Annotated in this window: 22 protein-coding genes; 15 read left to right on the forward strand and 7 right to left on the reverse strand. The window is 69.9% G+C overall.

Going from position 1 to position 23,309, the window contains the following annotated elements; genetic code table 11:
• Positions 1-113: 113 nt before the first annotated feature.
• From ACWEOI_RS19500 to msrB, 3 genes are all read left to right on the forward strand, one after another.
• A complete protein-coding gene (locus tag ACWEOI_RS19500) occupies positions 114-1,676 on the forward strand; it encodes an alpha/beta hydrolase (RefSeq protein WP_452360483.1) in 1,563 nt (520 codons plus the stop codon).
• Between the two features lie 207 nt (positions 1,677-1,883).
• The gene (locus ACWEOI_RS19505) at positions 1,884-3,170 is read left to right on the forward strand and encodes a glycosyltransferase 87 family protein (RefSeq protein WP_433672520.1); all 1,287 of its coding nucleotides are present in this window, start codon (positions 1,884-1,886) and stop codon (positions 3,168-3,170) included.
• Between the two features lie 9 nt (positions 3,171-3,179).
• Complete coding sequence (msrB, locus tag ACWEOI_RS19510; protein WP_452360484.1) at positions 3,180-3,632, forward strand: peptide-methionine (R)-S-oxide reductase MsrB; 453 nt, start codon at positions 3,180-3,182, stop codon at positions 3,630-3,632.
• Between the two features lie 2 nt (positions 3,633-3,634).
• Here msrB and ACWEOI_RS19515 read toward each other — a convergent pair whose 3' ends face one another.
• The 3 genes from ACWEOI_RS19515 to ACWEOI_RS19525 form a co-directional block, all read right to left on the reverse strand.
• Positions 3,635-4,597 carry an acyl-ACP desaturase gene (locus tag ACWEOI_RS19515; RefSeq protein ID WP_452360485.1) on the reverse strand — a complete coding sequence of 321 codons (963 nt, stop codon included), beginning with the start codon at positions 4,595-4,597 and terminating at the stop codon, positions 3,635-3,637.
• A 484-nt stretch (positions 4,598-5,081) separates the two neighbouring features.
• Entirely contained in the window at positions 5,082-5,777 is a 696-nt protein-coding gene (gene hemQ / locus ACWEOI_RS19520) for a hydrogen peroxide-dependent heme synthase (protein ID WP_357093786.1), read from the reverse strand.
• A gap of 60 nt (positions 5,778-5,837) precedes the next feature.
• A complete protein-coding gene (locus ACWEOI_RS19525; protein WP_452360486.1) occupies positions 5,838-6,488 on the reverse strand; it encodes a TetR/AcrR family transcriptional regulator C-terminal domain-containing protein in 651 nt (216 codons plus the stop codon).
• A 119-nt stretch (positions 6,489-6,607) separates the two neighbouring features.
• Here ACWEOI_RS19525 and ACWEOI_RS19530 point away from each other — a divergent pair, with 119 nt between their 5' ends.
• Entirely contained in the window at positions 6,608-7,558 is a 951-nt protein-coding gene (locus ACWEOI_RS19530) for a serine/threonine dehydratase (RefSeq protein ID WP_452360487.1), read from the forward strand.
• Between the two features lie 5 nt (positions 7,559-7,563).
• Here the strand turns inward: ACWEOI_RS19530 and ACWEOI_RS19535 are convergent, their stop codons facing one another.
• On the reverse strand, positions 7,564-8,910 hold the full coding sequence (locus ACWEOI_RS19535) for a protoporphyrinogen oxidase (RefSeq protein ID WP_452360488.1): 1,347 nt from the start codon (positions 8,908-8,910) through the stop codon (positions 7,564-7,566).
• A 220-nt stretch (positions 8,911-9,130) separates the two neighbouring features.
• On the reverse strand, positions 9,131-10,198 hold the full coding sequence (gene hemE / locus ACWEOI_RS19540) for a uroporphyrinogen decarboxylase (protein ID WP_433672514.1): 1,068 nt from the start codon (positions 10,196-10,198) through the stop codon (positions 9,131-9,133).
• A gap of 74 nt (positions 10,199-10,272) precedes the next feature.
• Here hemE and ACWEOI_RS19545 point away from each other — a divergent pair, with 74 nt between their 5' ends.
• The 3 genes from ACWEOI_RS19545 (at position 10,273) to ACWEOI_RS19555 (ending at position 13,078) form a co-directional block, all read left to right on the forward strand.
• Positions 10,273-10,899 (forward strand): DUF3000 domain-containing protein, encoded by a 627-nt coding sequence (locus tag ACWEOI_RS19545; RefSeq protein WP_357093771.1) that lies wholly within the window; start codon positions 10,273-10,275, stop codon positions 10,897-10,899.
• A 203-nt stretch (positions 10,900-11,102) separates the two neighbouring features.
• Positions 11,103-12,347, forward strand: a complete 1,245-nt coding sequence (locus ACWEOI_RS19550; RefSeq protein WP_452360489.1) for an HRDC domain-containing protein — start codon at positions 11,103-11,105, stop codon at positions 12,345-12,347.
• A 152-nt stretch (positions 12,348-12,499) separates the two neighbouring features.
• Positions 12,500-13,078: a hypothetical protein gene (locus ACWEOI_RS19555; protein WP_452360490.1), complete on the forward strand. Its 579-nt coding sequence runs from the start codon at positions 12,500-12,502 to the stop codon at positions 13,076-13,078.
• Between the two features lie 67 nt (positions 13,079-13,145).
• On the opposite strand, the gene ACWEOI_RS19560 is transcribed toward ACWEOI_RS19555, so the two are convergent.
• Both ACWEOI_RS19560 and dxs read right to left on the reverse strand, forming a co-directional pair.
• The gene (locus ACWEOI_RS19560) at positions 13,146-13,949 is read right to left on the reverse strand and encodes an enoyl-CoA hydratase (RefSeq protein WP_452360491.1); all 804 of its coding nucleotides are present in this window, start codon (positions 13,947-13,949) and stop codon (positions 13,146-13,148) included.
• A 139-nt stretch (positions 13,950-14,088) separates the two neighbouring features.
• Positions 14,089-16,047: a 1-deoxy-D-xylulose-5-phosphate synthase gene (dxs, locus tag ACWEOI_RS19565; RefSeq protein WP_433672510.1), complete on the reverse strand. Its 1,959-nt coding sequence runs from the start codon at positions 16,045-16,047 to the stop codon at positions 14,089-14,091.
• Positions 16,048-16,192: 145 nt separating this feature from the next.
• Between dxs and glsA the strand changes: the two genes are divergently transcribed.
• The 8 genes from glsA to ACWEOI_RS19605 all read left to right on the forward strand — a co-directional run bounded on the left by glsA (position 16,193) and on the right by ACWEOI_RS19605 (position 23,291).
• Positions 16,193-18,028 carry a glutaminase A gene (gene glsA / locus ACWEOI_RS19570; RefSeq protein ID WP_452360492.1) on the forward strand — a complete coding sequence of 612 codons (1,836 nt, stop codon included), beginning with the start codon at positions 16,193-16,195 and terminating at the stop codon, positions 18,026-18,028.
• Between the two features lie 194 nt (positions 18,029-18,222).
• Positions 18,223-18,642, forward strand: a complete 420-nt coding sequence (locus ACWEOI_RS19575; protein ID WP_452360493.1) for a DUF1707 SHOCT-like domain-containing protein — start codon at positions 18,223-18,225, stop codon at positions 18,640-18,642.
• Between the two features lie 16 nt (positions 18,643-18,658).
• Positions 18,659-18,841 carry a hypothetical protein gene (locus tag ACWEOI_RS19580; RefSeq protein WP_357283124.1) on the forward strand — a complete coding sequence of 61 codons (183 nt, stop codon included), beginning with the start codon at positions 18,659-18,661 and terminating at the stop codon, positions 18,839-18,841.
• A 59-nt stretch (positions 18,842-18,900) separates the two neighbouring features.
• On the forward strand, positions 18,901-20,298 hold the full coding sequence (locus tag ACWEOI_RS19585; protein WP_452360494.1) for a hypothetical protein: 1,398 nt from the start codon (positions 18,901-18,903) through the stop codon (positions 20,296-20,298).
• 56 nt (positions 20,299-20,354) lie between these two features.
• Positions 20,355-20,702, forward strand: coding sequence for a hypothetical protein (locus tag ACWEOI_RS19590; protein WP_379280041.1), 348 nt, complete (start codon positions 20,355-20,357; stop codon positions 20,700-20,702).
• A 77-nt stretch (positions 20,703-20,779) separates the two neighbouring features.
• A complete protein-coding gene (locus tag ACWEOI_RS19595; RefSeq protein ID WP_452360495.1) occupies positions 20,780-21,355 on the forward strand; it encodes a TetR/AcrR family transcriptional regulator in 576 nt (191 codons plus the stop codon).
• The gene (locus tag ACWEOI_RS19600; RefSeq protein WP_433672505.1) at positions 21,352-22,551 is read left to right on the forward strand and encodes an oxidoreductase; all 1,200 of its coding nucleotides are present in this window, start codon (positions 21,352-21,354) and stop codon (positions 22,549-22,551) included. Before ACWEOI_RS19595 ends, ACWEOI_RS19600 begins: the two co-directional genes overlap by 4 nt.
• Positions 22,548-23,291, forward strand: coding sequence for an SDR family oxidoreductase (locus ACWEOI_RS19605; protein WP_452360496.1), 744 nt, complete (start codon positions 22,548-22,550; stop codon positions 23,289-23,291). The genes ACWEOI_RS19600 and ACWEOI_RS19605 overlap by 4 nt, the downstream gene beginning before the upstream one ends.
• The last annotated feature ends 18 nt before the right edge of the window (positions 23,292-23,309 follow it).

The raw sequence follows: 23,309 nt of genomic DNA on the forward strand, positions 1-23,309 counted from the left end.
ATCCGCGCCCCGAACCCGGATCGCCTCCCGCGCCCGACCCGGATCGCATCCGATGTCCAACGCGCCCGCACCCGAGGCTGAAACCGCGTGCCCGACCTGGCAGGCTGTAGCGCATGCGCTGGACTCGGGCCGCTCTGCTGGCGTCGACACTGACGGTATTGGTGACCACCGCCTGCGGGGCCGGGCCGTCCAACCGGCCCGCCGTCGCCGTGGAACACCCGCACCAGGCCGGAACCGCCCCCACCACCGCGCCCGCCGACGCCACCCCGCCCGGACCCGAGGTGCCCAAGGCGGAATTGCAGTGGAAGGACTGCACCACACCGACGTTCAACCTGCTCTCGCTCGGCACGCCGCCGCAGGGGCTGGTGCTCGAATGTGCCGAGTACACCGCGCAGATCGACATCGCGGGCAATGTGTCGGGCATATTCAAGAACGCGGTGATGCGCGCCCGCTACGACCGGACACCCAAGGACGTGGCGCCGCTGCTGCTGACCTCCGGCTCCGACCGGTCCTCCACCTCGACGCTGGCCGGACTCGCGGCCGGGTCCGCCAGCGCGCTGCTGGCCGCGCGACCCATCATCGCGGTGGACCGGCGCGGCATCGGCAGCTCGGTGCCGGTCAGCTGCATGACCGACCCGCAGCGCCGGGTGCTGGCCGACCAGGCCCAATTCACGCGCGGCACAACCGATCCCGTGGACGCCATGGCCACCGCCGGCCGCGAGGCCACCGTGGCCTGCCTGGACTTCCTGGCCCCGGGCCAGGGCCTCTACGACGCGCCGCACTCCGCCGACGACATCGAACAGCTGCGCAAGCAGTTGCAGGTGGACCACATCGCGCTGATGGGCACCGGCACCGGCGCGAACGTGGCGCTGAACTACGCGCGCAAGTACGGATCGCATCTGGGCCGCCTGATCCTCGACTCGCCCCAGGCCGTCGGACTCGACGCCAACGGGCGCGCCGAGCAGAAGGTGAAGGGGCAGGAGGCGGCACTCACCGCCTACGCGCAGCGTTGCGCGTCCCTGAACTGCTCGCTCGGCGCCGATCCGCGCGCGACGGTCGTCGACCTGGCCAACCGGGCCGCCGCCGGGCAGCTGCCCGATCTGTCCGCCTCCGTATTCGTGACCACGCTGAGCGGTTTCCTCGGCGACTCCCGCGCCCAGGGCAACCAGCAGATCACCGAATTCGCCGACGCCCTCACCGCCCTCGGCAAGGGCGACCGCGGCCCGATCACCCCGTTCGTGCTGCGCGCCACCGCCGCGATCGCCAGCGACGGCCAATTCGTCAATCGCTGCACCGACAATCACGAGCCCTCCACCCCCGGCAAGGCCAAGGAACTCGAAACCGCCTGGGCCACCCACTATCCGGTGTTCGGCAAGGTCGCGGCCATCGACCTGATGGCCTGCTCGGCCTGGCCCGCCGCCACCCCGATGGCGCTGCCCGACAAGCTCACGCTCCCGGTCCTGGTCCTCGGCGGCAGCGCCGACCCGGTCACCGGCCAGGACGGGCGGCCCACCGTCACCGGCGCCCTCGGCACCGCCGGAGCCCGCACCGCGACCGTGGTCTGGCAGGGCTGGGGCCACCCGACCTTCGCCCACTCCGGCTGCGCCCAGCAGTCCCTGGCCGACTATCTGAAGGAGGGCAAGCTCCCCGCTGACGGCACCGCCTGCCCCGCCTAGCGCGCGCATCGGCGTTTCGTATGCCAACGTGACAACTGATCTCGCAATGATCGGGGTAACTCCCCGGGTACGGCCAGAATCGGCTCGGCTCCCGACCGCCGGCACGGATGCGAGACGGCCGACGGCACCCAAGCCGCCCGCTGGAAATTCGGGGAGGCGGGGGAGTCGGCGCATGTGTGACGGGGCGTTTCGGTGTACCGTGCCCGAGTGTTCCTTCGCCAGCTCGAGCCCCGCACCGCTCGCACCACATCCGAAGTACTGAACTTCGCCCTGTGGCCGTTCGCGATACTCACGGTGCTGAACCGGGTGTTCATCAAGGCTGTCAACGGGTTCATCACCGACGACTTCCGTCCGGTGTACAACGCCTCGCTGGCGTTCCTCAACCATCACGCCATCTACGGCGAGAACTACGACACCACCGACCCCCACTACCTGTACCCGCCGAGCGGGACGCTGCTGATCTCGCCGCTGGCCATCCTGGACCCGGAGAAGTCGCGGTGGGGGTTCATCCTGGTCAACGCGATCGCCATCCTGCTGGCCTGGTATCTGCTGCTCAAGCTGTTCGACTACTCGCTGAAGTCGGTGGCCGCGCCCGCGCTGCTGCTGGGCATGTTCGCCTCCGAGACGGTCACGAACACGCTGGTGTTCACCAACATCAACGGCTGCCTGTTCCTGTCGATGATGGTGTTCATCCACCTGATCCTGAAGCGCAAGGACCTGTGGGCGGGCGTGGCGCTCGGCCTGGCGATCGCGGTCAAGGGGCCATTGCTGGCGCCACTGCTGCTGATCGCGCTGGCCCGCGGGCAGTGGAAGGTGTTCATCACCGCGCTCGGAATCCCCGTGGTGCTCAACCTGATCGCCTGGCCGCTGATCGTGGACTTCGACCAGTTCTGGTCGCACACGCTGCCCTACCTGACCGAGTCGCGCGACTACTTCAACAGCGCGATCGTCGGCAACGGCGCCTACTACGGCGTCGCAGACTGGCTCGTCTGGGTCATCCGGATCACCATGGCCACCATCGTGGCGCTCACCCTGTGGCTGCTGTACCGCTACTACCGCGAGGACGAGGTGTTCTTCGTGTGCACCTCGGCGGGCATCATGATCACCGCGACCCTGCTGCTCGGCTCGCTGGGCCAGATGTACTACTCGATGTACCTGTTCCCGCTGCTGATGACCGTGGTGCGCCCCAACTCGGTGATGCGCAACTGGCCCGCGTGGGCAGCGGTGTTCGGATTCATGACCTACGACAAGTGGCTCTCGGACCGCTGGCAGCACCCCGGCCGCGTGGTCGAGTACCTGCGCACCACCTTCGGCTGGAGCCTGCTGCTCATCGTCGCGTTCTGCGTCCTCGGTGACCGCTACCTGGCCGCCAAGCGCGAGGGCCGGCTGCGGGTCGGCAAGTCCCTGGACCCGGCCTGGATGCACCCCGAATGGGCAGCCACCGAACCGGAACCGGTCGTCGTGCCCCGGACCAAGGCGGGCGCGGCGTACTAGCGTGGAGCCATGAGTTCCGACGCCGAACCCACCCCGACCGCCCTGCCGGTCCCGCGCATCCAGCTCACCCCGCAGGAATGGCGCACCAAACTGACCCCTGACGAATACCGCGTCCTGCGCGAAGCGGGCACCGAGCGGGCGTTCACGGGCGAATACACCGACACCGAGACCGAGGGCGTCTACTCCTGCCGGGCCTGCGGGGCCGAATTGTTCCGCAGCGCCGAGAAATTCCATTCGCACTGCGGCTGGCCGTCGTTCTTCGACCCGGCCGAGTCGGACGCGGTGGTGCTGGTGGAGGACGACTCCCTGGGCATGCGACGCGTCGAGGTGCTGTGCGCCAACTGCCACAGTCACCTGGGGCACGTGTTCGAGGGCGAGGGTTACCCCACGCCCACGGACAAGCGCTACTGCATCAACTCCCTCTCACTGCGACTGCAGCCCACGGAGCACTCCACCAGCTGAGCTCACCGAGAGGTGGCGAGACCGCGCTCGGCCTTGGCCGCTTCCCGCGCCAGGATGCGGGATCGCTGTTCCTCGAATCGGATGACGTCCTTCTCGAGGTTCTCCATGTACAGGCCCAGTTCCTCACGGGCCTTCTCGCCGCGCGCGGTGAAGTCGTCGCGCTCGAAGATCTTCCAGATCTTCAGCACCGGCCACAGGACCTCGTCGAGGTGCTGCCGCAAATCGTAGATGCCGTGCTTGACCATGAGCACGCCGTTGCGACGCCAGTTCGGCATGCCGTGGCCCGGCATCGCGAAGTTCATCACCACCGAATTGATGCACTCGATGGCCTGGTCCGGCGCGAGGTCGATCGCGGCGCCGGCGACATTGCGGTAGAAGATCATGTGCAGGTTCTCGTCCGCCGCGATGCGGGCGAGCAGGCGGTCGCACACCGGGTCCTCGCACACACGGCCGGTGCTGCGGTGGCTGACGCGGGTGGCGAGCTCCTGGAAGGTGACATAGGCGACCTGGTCCATCACCCCGCCGAAACCCTCGGGCGCCTGCACGCCGCGGGTCATGTGCACCATGCGGTCGTGCTCGAGCGCCACCGGATCGACCGCGCGGGTGACGACCAGGTAGTCGCGCATGGCGATGCCGTGCCGGTTCTCCTCGGCCGTCCAGCGGCCCACCCAGGTGCCCCACGCGCCGTCCATCGAGAAGTTCTCGGCGATGGTGCGGTGGTAGGACGGCAGATTGTCCTCGGTGAGCAGATTGGTGATCATCGCGACCTTGGCGACCTCCGAGAGCCTGGATTGCCCGGGCTCCCAATCGGTTCCGCCCATCGCGGCGAAGTTGTAGCCCTCATCCCACGGAATGTAATCGTGCGGATTCCACTCCTTGGCGATGGCGAGGTGCCGATCGATATTCTGGCCGACGACCGGTTCCAATTCGGTCAGCAGCTCGAGTTGCGTCAATTCTTTCGCCATGCAAAGCCCTCCGATGTCGGTAGAGACAAACTTGCAGACCAATCGATCGCGCTCACAGTAGTCTGTCGGGCTCCGAGGCCGATCGCGGTATCGGCGAGTCCGGTCGCCATTCGTTTCCGGACGAGTCCGCTATATCCGAGTTGTACAGGTATATCGGATCTTTCCTGGCCCAGCGCTGCCGCGAATGAGTCCACCCATACAGGCTAACGACCGGCAACTGACAGATGTGGCTTCTCGAACCCGGCCAGTCGCGGGGAGATTGGGATACGGGGAGCACATGTTCGGGGGCGAAGGACAACCCGCGCCCGCAAACAAGCGCTACCGCGTCGACTCGACACGCGCGGGCCACACCCCTCGGGCAGCGCAGGCGGATCGGGTCACACGAACGCTATGGGGTAGAACGATGTCCCGCATGCCCCGAATTCTGCGGGCAGGCAGCGGGTTACCGGGCGGCAATGACCGCCGCGGCAACCCGCCGAAGACGTCAGGGCAGCGCGTTGATCAGCTGCTCGAGCTCCACACGCGGACCGGTGAAGAACGGAATCTCCTCGCGCACATGGCGGCGCGCCTCGGTGGCTCGCAGATCGCGCATCAGATCCACGATGCGGTGCAGCTCCGGGGCCTCGAAGGCGAGAATCCACTCGTAGTCGCCCAGCGCGAAGGACGCGACCGTGTTGGCGCGCACGTCCGGGTAGTCGCGGGCGGCCTTGCCGTGATCGGCGAGCATCTTGCGACGCTCCTCGTCGGGCAGCAGGTACCAGTCGTAGGAGCGCACGAACGGGTACACGCAGATGTAGTTGCCCGCCTCCTCGCCCGCCAGGAACGCGGGTATGTGGGACTTGTTGAACTCGGCCGGGCGGTGCAGGGCGGCCTGGCTCCACACCGGGTTCGAGATCTGGCCCAGCTCGGTGACGCGGCGGAAATCGGCGTACGCGGCCTGCAGATCCTCGATCTTCTCCGCGTGCCACCAGATCATGAAGTCGGCGTCGGCGCGCAGACCCGCGACGTCGTAGATGCCGCGCACCACGACACCGCGCTCCTCGAGCGACTCGAAGAAGGCCTTGGCCTCCTTGATCGCCGCCGCCCGGTTCTCACCGAGCTCGCCGGGCTCCACCTGGAACACCGAGAACATGAGGTAGCGGATGGTGTCGTTGAGGGCCTTGAAGTCGAGTCGCGCCATGGCCCCCATCGTGCCACTGCGCCCCCGACCGCCCGGAATCGGGCAGGACGGACAGCGGATTCAGCGGGCGGTGGCCACCCAGGAGGCGATGATGCGGCGCAGGCCGTCGTGGAAGACGGCGTCGCTGGTGAGCAACTCGGTGACCGTGTCCAGATGGGTTGCCATGATCGGGAATTCATCGGGATCCAGGGCGGCCAGGCGGCCCCGGGTGGCGAGCTGGGTGGGTTTGCGGTCGCGGAACTCGACCAGGCTCGCGCAGCCCAGCGTGTAGAGGTAGCACTCGCGGTAGGCGAAGAACGCCTGCTCCGGGGTCAGGCCGAGCGAGATGTTGTCGGCCAGTTGCGGTTCGGTGAGCCGGGCCAGGATGCGGCGGCCCACCCACGGGCGCGGGCCGCGCAGCATGACCAGGCCCGGGTAGGCGGTCAGCAGGTCGTACCAGGCCGAGAAACGGCGCTCGGTGGACGCCGACCAGTCGCCGGCGCCGGGCGGGACCTCGGGTAGGTCCAGGGCCAGGACGTCCGCCACGAGTTCGACCAGGCCGTTGAAATCGCCGCCGCCGCGGCGCACCACAGTGGTGTGCGAGACCCGCAGATGCGCGGCGATGGTGCGGAAACTCAGCTCGCTCGCGCCGCGGGATTCGATGATCTCCAACCCCGCGCGGGCGATCGCCTCGGGAGTCGCCTCGGCGAGCGACTGGGAGTTCCTGGGCATATATCCATCGTAAGTTACAGTGTAATCAGGGGGTCGATCGGCGGGGTTTCCCGCACGCCGTGCGCGCGGAACGACGCGCCCGACCGGAAATCTGACCAGATCGAACGAAAAGAGCGCACGTGCAGTTGACCCATGCCGACGTGACAGCCGCGGCCGAACGGATCGCCGGGCACACCCGGCCCGTCGTCCTCACCCGCGCCGACACCGAGACGGCGCCGGTGGCCGGGGATGTGTGGCTGGCGCTCGAGCACACGCAGTACACCGGCAGTTTCAAGGCGCGGGGGGCCGCGAATTTCGTGCTGGCGCACCAGGAACAGGGGCGGCTGCCGAAGGTCGGGATCACCCTGGCCTCCGGCGGGAACGCGGGCGCGGCGGGGGCGTGGGCGGCGCGACTGGCGGACTCCACCGCCACGGTCTTCCTGCCCGATGCCACCCCGGCCGTCAAACTGACCCGGCTCCAGAAGCTCGGCGCGCAGGTGCTGTGCGGCAACGGCGGCTACGCCGAGGCAGCCGCCGAATGCGAGCGGTTCGCCGCCGTCAGCGGGGCGTTGCGCTCCCACGCCTACGACGACCCGTACATCGCGGCGGGCGCGGGGACCCTGCTGGAGGAGATCGTCGCCCGGATACCGGACCTCGACACCGTGCTGGTCGCGGTCGGCGGGGGCGGGCTGCTCGCCGGAATCACGGTGTCCGCCAACCACCACGGCGTGCGGGTGGTCGCCGTCGAACCCGAGAACTGCCGCGCCTTCAATGCCGCCCTCGCCGCCGGGGCACCCGTCGACGTCGACATCGACTCCATCGCCGCGGATTCCCTGGGCGCGCGCCGCGTCACCCCCATGTCCCTCTCCGCCGCCGCCGAAGGCGATGTCCAGTCGGTCCTCGTCACCGACAAGCAGATCGCTTCCGCCCGCCAAACCCTGTGGGACACGCGGCGACTCGCCGTCGAACACGGTGCGGCAACCGCCCTCGCGGCCCTGCTCTCGGGCGCCTACGCCCCCTCCCCCGGTGAGCGCGTGGCAGTCATCGTGTGCGGCGCGAACACCGACCCGTCAGACCTCGTCGCGCGGTAATCGCGTCAGGTCAGGTGGGCGGCGATGCGGGCGGCCGCCTTGCTGCCGCTGGCGGCGCAGGCGGGGACGCCGACACCATCGAGGTACGCGCCCGCCAGGGCCAGGCCGTGGAGATCTGTTGTGGTGGAACGCAGGTCGAGGATGCGGGTGACGTGGCCGGGGGCGTACTGCGGGAGGCCGCCGGGCCAGCGTTGGACGACCGCGTGCAGGGGACGGATGTCGGCGCCGGTGACGGTGGTGAGGTCCTCGACGGCGGCGGTGGTGAGGCCGGCGTCGGACCAGGACTGGGTCGAGTCGTCACCGAAACGGCCGAAGGAGGCGCGGACCAGAGCCACGTCGCGGGTGGCGAGGTGCGGCCACTTGCGGCTGGAGAGGGTGAAGGCCTTGGCGCGCAGGGGTTCACCGGTGGCGACGAGGATGCCGGAGTTGTCGGGCAGGGCGGTGTCGACGGGGAGGGTGAGGGCGACCACGGCCGAGGAGGCGAGTTCGATGCCGGCGGCCAGGTCGGCGGCGTCGGGGGCCACCTCGCGCAGCAGGCGCGCGGTGACGGGGGCGGGGGTCGCGAGCACGACCGCGTCCACCTCGCCGATCGGGTCCAGCTGCCAGCCGGTCGCGGTGCGGGTGAGACGGGTTGCGGCGGTGCCGGTTTCGGACTTCACGTCGGCGGCGGCGCGCAGGGCGTCGAGCAGGACGCGGTAGCCGTCGCGGATGCCGCCGAACACCGGGGCCGTGCTCGGGGGCGGGAGGGCCGCGGAGACGGCCTGGGTCAGGCTGCTCGCGCCTCGATCCAGGGCCGCGGCCAGGGTCGGCAGCGCGGCGCGCACGCCGATCGAATTCGCCAGGCCCGCATAGACTCCGCCGAGCAGCGGGTCGACGCTGCGGCGCACCACCTGCTCACCGAAACGGTCACCGACCAGGTCACCCACCGAGACATCCGCACCCGACTTCCAGCGCAGCGGCCGCGCGGGCTCCGCCTCGACCTGGGCCAGGGTGTCCGCATCCACCAGTCCCGCAACCGATTCCGGTCCGGCGGGGATGCCCATCAGGGTGCGTTCGGGCAGGCGATGCCCGCGCCCCTCCGACCACACCAAAGGCCGCTTTCCAGCCGGGAACACGAGCTGATCCTCGATCCCCAATTCCCGCATCAATTCCGGGATCTCGGGCCGCCGTCCCACGAACGCCTCGGCCCCCAGATCCACCGGATCACCGTCGATGTCGACGGTCCGCAGAATTCCCCCGACACGGTCGCGCTCCTCGACGAGCACCAGCTCCGCCGACTCCCCCAGGGCCTGCCGCAGCCGGTACGCGGCCACCAGCCCGCTGATCCCGCCACCGACCACCGCGACCCGCATCGACCACTCCTCGTCCGCTCTTCACCGCCGCGAACGCACAGCCCGCGGCGCGCGACCCGCACCTCGACGTCGAGCCGCTCCGCAGCTCAACCTACTCCCGGCGTTCGGACGCGTCAGTAGCCGGTGTCCCGCTGACAGCAGCCGGTTCGCACGGGACCCAGGACACGGGAGGTGCCGGGAATCGAACCCGGCATCTCCCCGTCACCTGGAGGTTTGCGCGTCAGAGCGGGGTGGGGAGGCTGTGGATCAGGGCGACGGTGTCGGTGATGACCGACGGGTCGGTGTTGGGCAGGACGCCGTGGCCGAGGTTGAAGATGTGACCCTTCGCACCGAGGGTGATCGCCTCGTCGGCCTCACGGGCGATGCGGCGGACCTCGGCGTCGATGGCAGCCGGTCCGGAGAACAGGACGGCGGGATCCAGATTGCCCTGCAACGCTTTTCCGGGGCCGACGCGGCGGGCGGCCTCATTGAGCGGGATCCGCCAGTCGACGCCGACGACATCCGCGCCCGCTTCGCCCATGGCGCCCAGCAGTTCTCCGGTGCCGACACCGAAGTGGATGCGCGGCACGCCGGCGTCGGCGATCTCGGCGAAGACCCGTTCCGAGTGCGGCATAACGTATTCGCGGTACTGGGCCAGCGACAGCGCGCCCGCCCACGAGTCGAACAGCTGCACCGCGTCCACGCCCGCGGCGATCTGCGCGCGCAGGAACTCGATGGTGATGTCGGTGAGCACGCCCAGCAGCTGGTGCCAGGTCTCGGGGTCGGCGAGCATCATCGCCTTGGTGCGCTCGTGGTTCTTGCTGGGCCCGCCCTCGACCAGGTACGACGCCAAAGTGAACGGGGCACCGGCGAATCCGATGAGCGGGGTCTCGCCCAGGGCGTCGAGCAGCAGCTTCACGCCCGCGGTGACCGCGCCCACGTCCTCGGGGCGCAGCCGCGGCAGGGCGCGCACGTCGGCGACGGTGCGCACGGGGTTGGCCACGACCGGGCCGACACCGGCCACGATGTCGAGGTCGATGCCCGCGGCCTTGAGCGGAACCACGATGTCGGAGAACAGGATTGCCGCGTCGACGTCATGGCGGCGGACCGGCTGCATGGTGATCTCGCACACCAGTTCCGGGTCGAAACACGATTCCAGCATGCCGATTCCGGCACGCACCTCGCGGTACTCGGGAAGGGACCGACCGGCCTGTCGCATGAACCACACCGGACGCCGATGCGGCACGCCACCGGTGGCGGCGGCGAGGAACGGGGCATCGGTCAGCTGGCGGCGGGCGTGAGTAGTCATCGCCGCCCATCGTAAAGGGGCGCGGCGGCGCGCCTCGCACTGCTGGGTACCCGAGAGGTCTACGGTTGCGTCTCGTGACACCGCTCGACTTCCGCGACGGCGCTGCCCCGACCCCGGAGCCCGAAGAACCAGCCCGGTTCCGCGCCGCGGTCGAGGCCATGGGAACCGCATCAGTGCATCCCCGCATCGAACTCGCACCGATCCGCCCGCCCCAACGCCTGGCGCCGTACTCCTACGCCCTCGGGGCGGAAGTCACGCGCCCCGACAGCAATGTGGTGCCCGTCGACTCCGACGGGGACGCGTTCGGCCGCCTGATCCTGCTGCACGACCCGGCCGGGCAGGACGCCTGGCACGGCGTGTTCCGCTTGGTCGCGTACTGCCAGGCCGACATCGACTCCGCGCTCGCCGCGGACCCGCTGCTGCCCGAGGTGGCGTGGAGCTGGCTGGTCGACGCGCTCGACTCGCGCACCCCGTTCACCGCCCTGGGCGGCACGGTGACCGCCACCAGCTCGGTCCGCTACGGCGACATCGCCGGGCCGCCGCGCGCCCACCAGCTCGAGGTACGGGCCTCCTGGACCGTCACCGACACCAACCTGCGCCCCCACGTGGAGGCGTTCTGCGAGGTGCTGGCGTACGCGGCCGGGCTGCCGCCCGCCGGGGTCACCCGGCTGGACGTGCGCCGGGGCGAGGGCACCGAGTAAATTGCGGCCCCGGTCGCGCCCACCGATGGCCGAATTCCCGCCCGTCCGGGCGGGAAACCCCCTCTTGCCTGCGAGAACATCTGTACTGCAACGAAATCGACAGCCGGTGAGTACGATTCCCCATGGCCCGACGCAGTGTCACGGCCGGTCGTTTCACCGACGTGACGCGGCTCGCGCTTGCCCAACCCGTAGAGTTCAAGACCATGTCCGTACCAGATGAACCCGAAGCCACTGCCGCGGTACCGTTGCTCGCGCCAGTGGACGGTGTACCGCCGGTACTGGACTCTGCCTCCGAAGTGGCCGCGGCCGCCCGCCGCCTCGCCGCCGGCACCGGCCCGCTCGCGGTCGACGCCGAGCGCGCCTCCGGCTTCCGCTACTCCAATCGCGCCTACCTGATCCAGCTGCGCCGCGAGGGCGCCGGCAGCTTCCTCATCGACCCCATCCCGGTCGACGGCGACCTGGCCCCGCTCGCCGACGCCATCAACGGCCTGGAATGGGTGCTGCACTCCGCCGACCAGGACCTGCCCGGGCTCGCCGAGCTGGGGCTGTACCCGGCCGAACTGTTCGACACCGAGCTGGGCGGACGCCTGGCCGGATACGAGCGGGTCGGGCTGGCCGCCATGGTCGAGAAGCTGCTGGGCCGCGAACTGAAGAAGGGCCACGGCGCGGCCGACTGGTCCACCCGCCCGCTGCCCGACGACTGGCTGAACTACGCCGCCCTCGACGTCGAGCTACTCCTCGAACTGCGCGCCGCCGTCGCCGCCGACCTGTCCGACCAGGGCAAATCCGAGTGGGCCGCACAGGAATTCGAGCACGTCCGCACCGCCGAGCCCTCCGGCCCCAAGGCCGACCGCTGGCGGCGCACCTCCGGCATCCACACCCTGCGCCGCACCCGCCAGCTCGCCATCGTCCGCGAACTATGGACGACCCGCGACCGCCTGGCCCGCCTGCGCGATGTGGCCCCGGCCCGTATCCTCCCCGACTCGGCCATCGTCTCCGCCGCCACCAGCGAGCCAAAGACCATCGCCGCCCTGCGCGCCCTGCCGATCTTCGGCGGCCCCCGCCAGCGCCGCTACTCCCGCGAATGGCTCGGCGCCGTCGAACGGGCCCGCGCCCTCCCCGACACCGAGCTCCCCCCGCTCACCCAGCCCTTCGACGGCCCGCCCCCGGTCAACCGCTGGGAACGCCGCGACCCGGCCGCCGCCGCCCGCCTGCAGCGCGCCCGCGCCGCCATGACCGAACTCTCCACCGAGGTCGCGGTGCCCGTCGAGAACCTCCTCACCCCCGACCTGCTCCGCCGCATGTGCTGGGACGGCCTGCCCAAGTCGGTCACCAACGGCGGGGCGCCGACCCTCATCGAGGACTTCCTCTCCGCCGGCGGCGCCCGCCCCTGGCAGCGCGCGCTGACCGTGCCGCGCCTCAGCGAAGCCCTCTACCCGAAGGCGTAGCGGCAGCCTCGGCCGAGCCGATCGGCTGCCCCCGGGTCCGTGGCCCAAAGAAGTTGGGGCACATGGGTTTTCCGCTTCCTTCTCGTCACGCTGGGCGCGCGGGATAGATTCTGCCGACCCCCACACCCAGGGGACGCAGAAGGAGCTCACGAATGCCGAACACGAACCGGACCCTGCGACATATCGGCTGGGGCGCAACGACTTTGGTCATCGGCGCGGCGGTCACCGCGCTGACCGCGCCCAGCGCCGCAGCGGACGTCGGTCCGGTCGAGATCCTGGCCTGCCCCTCGAATCCGGCAGCGTCGACACCGTGCGTGGCGCCTGGGTCATATGTGGTGGGCCAGGCCTACACGATTTTCACGTCGTACGGGATCGATTACGGACTCGACGGGGGACAGCTCAACCCCTTCGTGGATACCTTCGACAACGGATCGTGCGTCGCGAGCGCCCCGGCGACCGACACCGACGGGATCCACAATTACACGCGGATCACGTGGGTTCCGACCACACCGGGAACTCACAAGATCCGCGCGATCAAGGGCTCCTCCTTCGCCGACGCCACCGTCACCGTCGTCGCCGCGCCGGCCGGGTCGATCAGCGTCACGCCGCCCGCGCAGGCTGCCTGCCACGGGGACGGCACGATCTCCGGCAGCGCCGCGCTCCCCAAGATCGTTCTCCCCAGCCTGGGCAGTTCGCAGCTGTTCCCGACCGGTAGCGCCAGCCGTCGGTGAGCCGGTCCCTCTGCTCGGCAGGGAGCCGAGGGACCCGGGCCGCCGCCCACCGATTCCCGGGGAGTTGTCAGTCCAGGAAGTTGGGTGGGCGGCGGTCGCGGCGGGCGCGGACGGCCTCGTCGAAGTTCTCGGTGGTGAGGCGGACGTAGAGCTGGGCCATGCCCTCGGTCTGCATGTGGGATTCGAAGCTGCCGGCTTCCAGGCCGCTCCACAGCAGGCGCTTGGTGAGTTCGCCGCCGCTGCGGCTCCAGCGCAGGATCTGGTCGGCGGTGTCGTAGGCGGCCTCGAGGAGTTTGTCGCCGGGGACCACGCGGGAGACGATGCCGATGCGCTCGGCCTCGGCCGCGTCGACGTCGCGACCGGTCAGCATGATCTCGAAGGCGCGGGTCGAACCGATAGCGCGCGGGAGCGTGTAGCTGATGCCGAGTTCGGCGGCGGTGAGGCCGTTGTTGATGCCCGCGGCGCGGAAGTACGCGTCCTCCGAGGCGATCCGGATGTCGGTGCCCATGGCCAGGCAGAAGCCGCCGCCGATGGCCGCGCCGTTGATGGCGCTGATCACCGGCTGGTGCATGCGCTTGATCGTGAGCATCACATTGTCGAGCAGTTCCATCGAGCGGCGGCCGATGGTGGTGCGCGTCAAGCCCTCTACACCCGGCACCCTGCCCACGTGCTGCAGATCCGCGCCCGAGCAGAAGCCGTGCCCGGCGCCGGTGAGGACGACCACGCGCACCTCGTTGTCGGCGGAGACCTCCTCGAGGGCCTCGCGCAGCGGCACCATGACATCGAACGCCATGGCGTTCATCCGCTCCGGCCGATTCAACGTGACCAGCGCGATCTGGGGACGCGGCTTCTCGACCAGCACAAACGACATCCGAACTCCTGACCAGAAAACTGTAACCTGTTACAGAATCTACGCGAGAAGTCCAGCTCCGCCTAGAAAAACGGACCCGCGATCCGAGGATCGCGGGTCCGTGAGCTGCGAGCCGGTCACCCGGCCGCGGTCCGCCTCGTCATTCGGCGGCGGGCAGCAGCGCCTCGGCGAGATCATCACCGGACGGCGTGAGGTCGCCGGACGCGACCGCACCGAGCCAGCCGTGCACCCGCTGCGCCACCTCACCGGGCACCAGGCCCAGATCCTGGTGGATCTTGCCGCGCGTGGAATGGTCCAGGAAGTGCTGCGGCACACCGAGATCGCGGGCGGGCACATCCACGCCCGCGCCGCGCAGCCGCGCGGACACCGTCGAACCGATGCCGCCGTGCAGGCCGCTGTCCTCGAGCGTGACCACCAGGCGGTGATTGCCGGCCAGCTTCACCAGCGTGTCCGAGACCGGCAACACCCAGCGCGGGTCGACCACGGTCACCGAAACGCCCTCGGCCGCCAGCAGATCCGCGACCTCCAGGGCGAGCCCGGCGAACGCGCCGACCGCCACCAGCAGCACATCCGCGTGCACCGAGTACGCGACGTCACCCGTCTCGGGCAGCCGCAGCACGTCGACGCCCTCGAAACGTTCGACCGCCTCGATCTCCTCGACGGCAACGCCCTTCGGGAAACGGATCGCGGTGGGGCCGTCGCTGATGTGCAGGGCCTCCCCCAGCTCCTCGCGCAGGCGCACCGCGTCACGCGGCGCCGCGACCCGGATGCCGGGCACGATGCCGAGTACCGACAGGTCCCACATGCCATTGTGCGAAGCGCCGTCGTCACCGGTGATCCCGGCGCGGTCGAGCACCAGCGTCACCGGGAGCTTGAGCAGCGCCACATCCATGAGCAGCTGGTCGAAGGCGCGGTTGAGGAAGGTGGAGTAGATGGCCACCACCGGGTGCAGACCACCCAGGGCCATACCGGCCGCGGAGGTCACGGCGTGCTGTTCGGCGATGCCGACGTCGAACATGCGGTCCGGGAAGCGGTTTCCGAACGGGGTCAAACCGGTCGGTCCGGGCATGGCGGCGGTGATCGCCACGATGTCGTCCCGCTGCTCGGCCTGCGCGATCAGCTCCGCGGAGAACACCGAGGTCCAGCTCGGCGCGGACGGGCCGCCCACCGGCACACCGGTCTCCGGATCGATCCGGTTGATGGCGTGCATCTGATCGGCCTCGTGATCCTCGGCCGGTTTGTACCCGCGGCCCTTCTGCGTCACCGCGTGCACGATGACCGGACCACCGAAGTCCTTGGCGCGACGCAGCGCCGCCTCCAACTGGACCTGATCGTGCCCGTCGACCGGACCCACGTACTTCACGCCGATATCGCTGAACAGCTCCTGCGGCGCGACCGCGTCCTTGATGCCGGTCTTGATGGCGTGCAGCATCGAGTACGCCGAATCCCCCACGCGCGGAATGCTCTGCACGATCCGCTTGGTGGCGTCGAGCGCGTGCTCGTAGGCGGGCTGGGTGCGCAGGCCCGCGAGCCGCTCGGCCAGACCGCCGATGGTCGGCGCGTAGGAACGGCCGTTGTCGTTGACCACCACGATGACCGAGCGGTCCTGCCCGGCGGCGATATTGTTCAACGCCTCCCAGCACATGCCGCCGGTGAGCGCGCCGTCACCGACCACCGCGACCACGTGCCGCTTCTGCCGGGTCAGCGCGAACGCCTTGGCCAGCCCGTCCGCGTAGGACAGTGAGGCCGACGCGTGCGAGGACTCCACCCAGTCGTGGGCGCTCTCGGCGCGGCACGGATAACCCGACAGCCCGCCTTCCTTGCGCAGCGTGTCGAACCCGTCCTTGCGGCCGGTGAGGATCTTGTGCACGTAGGCCTGATGCCCGGTGTCGAAGATGATCGGGTCGGCAGGCGAGTCGAAGACCCGGTGCAACGCGATGGTCAGCTCCACGACGCCGAGGTTCGGCCCGAGGTGCCCGCCGGTGACGGCGACCTTGCGCACCAGGAACTCGCGAATCTCCTCGGCCAGCTCCTGCAACTCCGGTACCGACAGCCGGCGCAGATCCTCGGGCATGTCGACCCGGGAAAGCACTCCCACGGCTATTGCTCCCTCCGGATGTCTCCTGTGTTTGCAACAGTCTACGGAGCCCTTTCCGGCCCCCGATGCCAGGAACGAAACACCACCTGCGACATCCGTAACAGATGTGAGGCTCAACACAGATTACGCCCGTTACGCTGGGCCTGTGGTCCCCTCCGCCGGCGTCGTGGCCCGCATCATCGACGAAGTGTACGAGCTCTGTCGCGCCGACACGTCGGGAACGCTTGCCGACTACATTCCCGAACTCGCCGCCGTGCAACCCGATTCGTTCGGCATCTGCCTGGCAACCGCGGACGGGCGTGTCTACGGCAGCGGAGATCTGGACGCCGCCTTCACGATTCAATCGATCTCCAAGCCCTTCACCTACGCGCTCGCGCTCGCCGACCAGGGGTTGGCCGAGGTGGCGCGGCGCATCGACGTGGAGCCGACCGGCGAGCCGTTCAACGAGATCAGCCTCGATCCGCAGACCCAGCGACCGCGTAATCCGATGATCAACGCCGGGGCCATCGCCGCGGCCGGACTCGTCAAGGGGACCGACGCCGCCGACCGGTTCGCCCGAATCCGGCGCAGTTACAGCCGATTCGCCGGGCGCGAACTCACCATGAACGAGGACGTCTACGCCTCCGAGGCGCGCACCGGGTACCGGAATCGCGCCATCGGGTATCTGCTGCGCGGGGCCGACATCATCGACGTCGATCCGGACGAAGCGGTCGACCGCTACTTCCGGCAGTGCTCGATCGACGTCACCTGCCGCGATCTGGCCGTCATGGCCGCCACCCTCGCCAACAACGGCGTCAATCCGCTCACCCGGGAACGCGCCCTGACCGGACCACTCGTCCAGCAGGTGCTCTCGGTCATGACCACCTGCGGCATGTACGACGCGGCCGGGGACTGGGTGACCACCGTCGGACTGCCCGCCAAAAGCGGTGTGGGCGGCGGCATCCTGGCGGTGCTGCCCGGACAGATCGGAATCGCGGTGTACTCACCGCGATTGGACGCGCACGGCAGCAGCGTGCGCGGGGTCAAGGCGTGCCGGGAACTGTCGACCCGGCTGGGCCTGCACTTCCTGCACGTGACCCGGGCCGCGCACACCGCCATCCGGACCGCGTACACGGTCGCCGACGCGCCCTCCCGGCTGCGCCGCGACCCCGACGAACTGGCGGTGCTGCACGAATTCGGCGACCACGCGCGCATCTTCGAACTGAACGGCGACCTGCTGTTCGCCGGAGCCGAATCCGCGGTGCGCGCCGTCGAGGACACGGCAGGCGAACTCGAGGTCCTGGTGCTGGATCTGAAGGAGGTCGGGGATGTCAGCCCGATCGCCGTCCGCATGATCGAGGACCTGCGCACCGAGCTGGCCGCCGCCGGTTGCCCTGTGGGACTGGTCGATCCGGACGCCAAACTCGGACGGCTCGCCTCCAGCCTGAACCCCGCCGACGTGAACGGGCGAGTGTTCATCGACCGCGACGCCGCCACCGAATGGTGCGAACAACTCGTCCTCGACAAGCACCGGCCCGCCGGGCAGCACTGCCCCGCCGCCCTTACCGTCGACGAGCATCCCGCGCTCGCCGACATGCCCGCCGACGACCGGGAGCGGCTGGCGAAGGAATTCGAGACCCGCACCGTCGCGCGCGGCGAACTCATCGTGCCGCGCGACAGCCCACGCTGCGGACTGTTCCTGATCCTCGACGGACGGGTCCGGTTCACCTTCACCGACCGCGACGACCGGCGGCACCGGCTGATCACCCTCACCCCGGGCATGTCGTTCGGCGAGACCTCCATGCTGGCGGACATGCGCTACGCCAACGACGTGTACGCCGAGACCACCGTCCGGCTGGCCGTGCTGCCGCCCGCCCGCTTCGACGAGCTCACCAGCCAGGCCCCGCAGATCAAACTCGCGCTCCTGGAACGGCTGGCGGCCGCCGCGTACGCCCAGGCCGACGCCGCCGTGCGGGCCGTCTCGGCGCACGACGGAGTCTGAGAACCGGCGCGCTCCGCCGACGACGCGATCGCCCCACGCGCCGAACCGGCGTGTGACCACACCGCCACCCCTGTCGCGTCCCGCGTACGTCGGCGGGCGTACGCGGGATTACGCCGACGCGTGCAGGCGCGCCGCCCGGAACGCGCCTACGCTGGCGGACAACGAAATTCCCTCCCTCCCATGAGGCGGATGTCATGACCGATTTCGATCCCGCGGTCTACGGACCGCCCACCGTGCGCGTCGGCACCGCGGAACGCGAGCAGGCCGCCGCGGCGCTGGGTGAGCATTTCGCGGCCGGCCGCCTCGACCTCGACGAATACGACGACCGGGTGGGACGCGCGTACGCCGCCAAGACCGCGGGCGAGCTGGCCGTACTGTTCGGCGACCTACCCCGGCCGCAACCTCCGGCTCCGCAGGTCCAGGCCGCACCGCCCGCTCCGCGCCGCGCGCTGCCGCTGGTGCCGGTCGGGGCGGGTGCGCTGGTGGCGCTCGCGTTGGTGTTCGCGATCGTCACCCATATCTTCCCGTTCTTCCTGTTCCCGGTGCTGTTCTTCGTGTTCGCGCGGGGCCGGCGCGGCTACGGCTATCACGGTCCGCGCTACCACCGCGGCTGACGGCTATGGTGGATCCGTGGGTGTATTCGGTGAACTGTTCCCCGGCAAGAAGCTCGAGGACGACGGCAGCGAGGACGGCGGCGGCCAGCTGCACCAGCCGCGCGTGAGCCTCGACCTGGACGCGGGAGTCATCCGGGTGTCCCCCGCGACCCCGCCCGCGCCGCCGGCCGACCCCGACGCGCCCGCCGAGCACGCCTGATACCCAGCCGCTAGGGTTGGCCCTGACAGGCGACGAGCCGGGGACGAGGGCGAAACACCGTGACGGACAACCATGATCAGTGGCGCAACCCCGACAGCCCGGTGACGCCCGCGCACGCCCCGCAGGACCCGAACCGCGTCTGGGGCGAGCAGCCGACCACGAATTACCCTGGGCACCAGCCGATAACACCGGACCCGACCATGGTCTACCCGGGCTACGACCCGACGGCCGTCCACCCCGGACAAACGCCCGTCCCGAATCACCCCGGCTACGAACCGACCGCCGTGTACCCCGGCCAGGCACCGGTGCCCAACCAGCCCGGCTACGAGCCCACGGCAGTGCACCCCGGCTACACACCGGTCCCGAATCATCCTGGGTACGAACCGACTGCGGTCTACCCCGGGCAAGCACCGGTCCCGAACCACCCCGGCTACGAGCCGACCGCGGTCTACCCCGGGCAAGCACCGGTCCCGAACCACCCCGGCTATGAACCGACCGCGGTCTACCCCGGCCAGGCACCGGTCCCGAACCCGTCCGGCTACGAGCCGACGGCGGTTTACACCGGGCAGCAGCCGATTCCGGGATACCCGGGGCAGGATCCGACGGCGATCTACCCCGGTCAGCCCGTCCCCGGCTACCCGTCCGGTGCGTACCCGGGTCAGGAGTCGGCACCGAATTATCTTGGCCAGCAGCCCGTTCCGGGGTACGGCCAACCGCAGCCCACGCCGGGCGGCGGAGGCAATCGGACCTGGATCGTGCTGGCCGCCCTCGTGGCCGTGATCGTGGTCGTCGGCGGCGGGATCGCGGCGTACGCGCTGACCCGGGACTCGTCGAGCTCCACCACCGCCGCGCCCAGCACCACCGCGGGCCCGGCTCCCACCAGCCGCTCCGGAGGACCGTCGACCGGGCCGTCCAAGTCCGGTGCGCCCAAGCCGGGCGCGGGGACGGTGGTCGTGCCGGCCTACGGCGTCAGCTACGACGTGCCGAGCGGCTGGACCGTGGGCGATCCGGCCGACACCGTGCCGCAGACCGGGATCGACGGCACGTTCACCGGCCACGGCAAGGCCACCGAGGGCAGCGGCTACTGCCCCGGCTCGGCGTACCGGTCGCTCGCCTATGTCACCCGCGCCGACGGCAGCGATCCGGCCGCGGCCGCGCTCAAGGTCGCGAAGATCTCCGCCCAGGGCGGCTACATGGACAAATCCGGCGGCGCCGCGGGCGCGCCCACCGCGGTGAAAACCACGAGCGGCATCGCCGGCCAGCAGGTGGAGACCTCCGGCAGCTGGAAGCCCGACGCGGCCGGCTGCACCACGACGACTTATTCGATCTACACCTTCGCCTTCACCGGCCCCAAGAACGCCCTGCTGGTGCTGGCCATCCTCGCCGACCGCGGCACCACCGGCGAGCTCGCCGCCGACCAGGCCAAGCAGATCATCGCCAGCGTCCGCACCTCCTGACCCCCGGTCCGGCGCATCCTCGACGCCCGCTGAATCTCGATCCATAGACTGGGGCGATGCCCCTCGTCGAGGTGACCCACAAGGCCGAACTGCCCGAGACGGTCCTGCGGGAGCTGGGCAAATGGCTGCCGCACCTGGTGTCCCAGGCGGTCGAATGCCCCGAGGAGCCCTACGACGGGGATTTGCAGCCCGGGGACGTGGAGATCCGTTTCCGGCCACTGGGCAAGTTCGACCGGTCCGGGCTGGACGTGGTCATCGAGATCCGGTCGAAGTACTTCGCGAGTCGTGCCGACAACCGGCAGGAACGCTGTGACCGGCTGCTGGCCGATATCGAGAAGTTCGTCGACGCCACGATCGGCGTCTATCTGACACTGCCCGTCGCCGCGTGGGCGCAGAGCGAGTAGCCGCTCACCGGGATCCTTTCCATCAGTATTTCAATCACTGATTGAAATACTGATTGAACCGTGTTTCACTGCTTGGCATGGTCGAGAAGGTGTCCGCGGGAACGCGGGAACGGCTGATCGCCGCGGCGGAGCAACTGCTGCTGACCGAGCCGTACGACGAGGTCTCGGTGCGGGCGGTGTGCGCGGCGGCCGGGGCCAATCCGGCGGCCGTGCACTACCACTTCGGATCCAAGGAGGCGCTGGTCGGCGCGCTCATCGAGGATCGGCTCGGGCCGCTGTGGGCCGAGGGCCTGTCCGGGGCGCGAGGCGGACGCGATTCGGTGCCCGCGGTGGTGGACGCCATCCTCGCGCCGTTCGTCACCCTGGCCGAAGATCCGCTGGGGCGCTTGCACTTACGGCTGCTGGCCCGCTTCGTCCTGGGACGGCATCTGACCACCTGGCGTGGGCCGTGGTTCCAGATGGATTCCTGGGCGCCGCTACTGCCGGAACTGTCCCGGGGCCAGGCCGCGCAGCGCTGGATGCTGGCCTTCGACCTGATCATCATGCGATTCGGCGCACCCGAGATCGAGGATCACGGCATGCCGGAATCGGCGCTCACGGCCCTGCGCACCTTCGTGGTGGCCGGACTCACCGCATCGGGAGAACAACCATGAACGACATCTTCGCACCGGCGAAACTCGGCCCGATCACCTTGCGCAACAGGGTGATCAAGGCCGCCACCTTCGAGGGCCGCACCCCCGAGGCGCTGGTCACCCCCGAACTCATCGACTTCCATCGCGAGGTCGCCGCGGGCGGGGTCGGCATGACCACGGTCGCCTACTGCGCGGTCGCGCCGGGCGGGCGCACCGACCGGCACCAGATCTGGATGCGGCCCGAAGCCGTTGCCGGACTGCGGGAATTGACCGACGCCGTGCACGCCGAGGGCGCGGCCGCCAGCGCCCAGATCGGGCACGCCGGACCGGTCGCCAACGCCGCCTCCAACCGGGTGCCCGCGCTCGCGCCGAGCCCGCTGTTCAGCCCGCTGAGCATGAAGGCCATGAAGGTGCCCGGCGACGCCGAGATCCGCGAACTCATCACAGCCCACGCGCAGGCCGCGCTGCTGGCCGAGCAAGCCGGATTCGACGCCGTCGAAATCCATTTCGGCCACAACTACCTGGTCAGCTCGTTCCTTAGCCCGCTGCTCAACCGGCGCGGCGACCGCTGGGGCGGGCCGCTGGTCAATCGGGCCCGGCTGGCCCGCGAAATCGCCTGCGCCGTCCGCGAAGCCGTCGGCGACCGGCTCGCGGTGACCGCCAAACTCAATATGGAGGACGGCCGCCGCGGCGGGCTCACTATCCCCGAGAGCGTGCAGGTGGCCGCCTGGCTCGAAGCCGACGGCGCGCTCGACGCGCTCGAACTGACCGCGGGCAGCTCACTGCTCAACCCGATGCTGCTGTTCCACGGCGACGCGCCGCGCAAGGAATTCGCCGAGGTCCTGCCCGGTCCGGCGCGGCTCGGTTTCAAGGTGGTCGGGCGCGCCTTCCTCAAGGAGTACCCGTATCAGGAGGCGTACCTGCTGGAGCGGGCCCGCCAGTTCCGCCGGGAACTGTCCCTGCCGCTGATCCTTCTGGGCGGCATCACCAATCTGGACACCATGAACCTGGCCCGCGCCGAGGGCTTCGAGTTCGTCGCCATGGGCCGGGCGCTGCTGCGCGAACCGGACCTGTTGCGGCGCATCCAATCCGAGGCGGGCACCCAGTCGGCCTGCGTGCACTGCAACAAGTGCATGCCCACCATCTACACCTCCACCCGCTGCGTGTTCCGGCCGGAGCGGACCATCATCGATTTCGACGGAAGGCAGCGAGCATGAGCGGACGGCTCGAGGGGCGGGTAGCCCTGATCAGTGGCGGCGCATCGGGAATGGGCGCCTCGCACGCGCGCGCGTTCGTGGCCGAGGGCGCCTCGGTGCTCATCGGCGACATCTCCGACGAGGCGGGGATGAAGCTGGGCGCCGAACTCGGTGACGCGGCGGCGTTCGTCCATCTCGACGTGACCAGCGCCGCGGACTGGCGGGTCGCGGTGGACGCGGCCGTCGAACGATTCGGCAAGCTGAACGTGCTGATCAACAACGCCGGCATCCTCGACTTCGGACCGCTCGGCGAATACACCGAAGAACAGTGGCAGCGTGCGCTTTCCATCAATCTGACGGGACCGTTCCTGGGCCTGACCGCCGCCCGGGACGCCCTGGTGGCGGCGCGGCCCGCGTCGGTGGTGAACATCTCCTCCGCCGCCGGAATCCAGGGCGTGCCGGGCGCGCACGCCTACACCGCCTCCAAGTTCGGGGTGCGCGGGCTGACCAAGTCCGCGGCGATCGAGCTTGCCCCGCACGGGGTTCGGGTGAACTCCGTGCACCCGGGCGGGATCCTGACCCCGATGATCGGGGTGCCCGAGGGCACCACCGCCGATCGCGCGGCCAATCCCCTGGCCCGGCTCGGCACGCCCCAGGAAGTCACCGACGTGGTCGTCTTCCTGGCCAGCCAGGAATCCAGCTACTGCAATGCCGCCGAATTCGTCGTCGACGGCGGCATGACGGCCGGCCGACCGGTCTGATCCACCGAGTGGCACATG

The organism is Nocardia sp. NPDC004340 (genome assembly GCF_053602575.1).

Bases quoted from the DNA above. Each gene is read 5' to 3' on its own strand.
- ACWEOI_RS19500 (WP_452360483.1), top strand. From the start codon at position 114: ATGCGCTGGACTCGGGCCGCTCTGCTGGCGTCGACACTGACGGTATTG.
- msrB (WP_452360484.1), top strand. From the start codon at position 3,180: ATGAGTTCCGACGCCGAACCCACCCCGACCGCCCTGCCGGTCCCGCGC.
- ACWEOI_RS19515 (WP_452360485.1), bottom strand. From the start codon at position 4,597: ATGGCGAAAGAATTGACGCAACTCGAGCTGCTGACCGAATTGGAACCG.
- hemQ (WP_357093786.1), bottom strand. From the start codon at position 5,777: ATGGCGCGACTCGACTTCAAGGCCCTCAACGACACCATCCGCTACCTC.
- ACWEOI_RS19525 (WP_452360486.1), bottom strand. From the start codon at position 6,488: ATGCCCAGGAACTCCCAGTCGCTCGCCGAGGCGACTCCCGAGGCGATC.
- ACWEOI_RS19535 (WP_452360488.1), bottom strand. From the start codon at position 8,910: ATGCGGGTCGCGGTGGTCGGTGGCGGGATCAGCGGGCTGGTGGCCGCG.
- hemE (WP_433672514.1), bottom strand. From the start codon at position 10,198: ATGACTACTCACGCCCGCCGCCAGCTGACCGATGCCCCGTTCCTCGCC.
- ACWEOI_RS19550 (WP_452360489.1), top strand. From the start codon at position 11,103: ATGTCCGTACCAGATGAACCCGAAGCCACTGCCGCGGTACCGTTGCTC.
- ACWEOI_RS19555 (WP_452360490.1), top strand. From the start codon at position 12,500: ATGCCGAACACGAACCGGACCCTGCGACATATCGGCTGGGGCGCAACG.
- ACWEOI_RS19560 (WP_452360491.1), bottom strand. From the start codon at position 13,949: ATGTCGTTTGTGCTGGTCGAGAAGCCGCGTCCCCAGATCGCGCTGGTC.
- ACWEOI_RS19575 (WP_452360493.1), top strand. From the start codon at position 18,223: ATGACCGATTTCGATCCCGCGGTCTACGGACCGCCCACCGTGCGCGTC.
- ACWEOI_RS19590 (WP_379280041.1), top strand. From the start codon at position 20,355: ATGCCCCTCGTCGAGGTGACCCACAAGGCCGAACTGCCCGAGACGGTC.
- ACWEOI_RS19595 (WP_452360495.1), top strand. From the start codon at position 20,780: ATGGTCGAGAAGGTGTCCGCGGGAACGCGGGAACGGCTGATCGCCGCG.
- ACWEOI_RS19600 (WP_433672505.1), top strand. From the start codon at position 21,352: ATGAACGACATCTTCGCACCGGCGAAACTCGGCCCGATCACCTTGCGC.
- ACWEOI_RS19605 (WP_452360496.1), top strand. From the start codon at position 22,548: ATGAGCGGACGGCTCGAGGGGCGGGTAGCCCTGATCAGTGGCGGCGCA.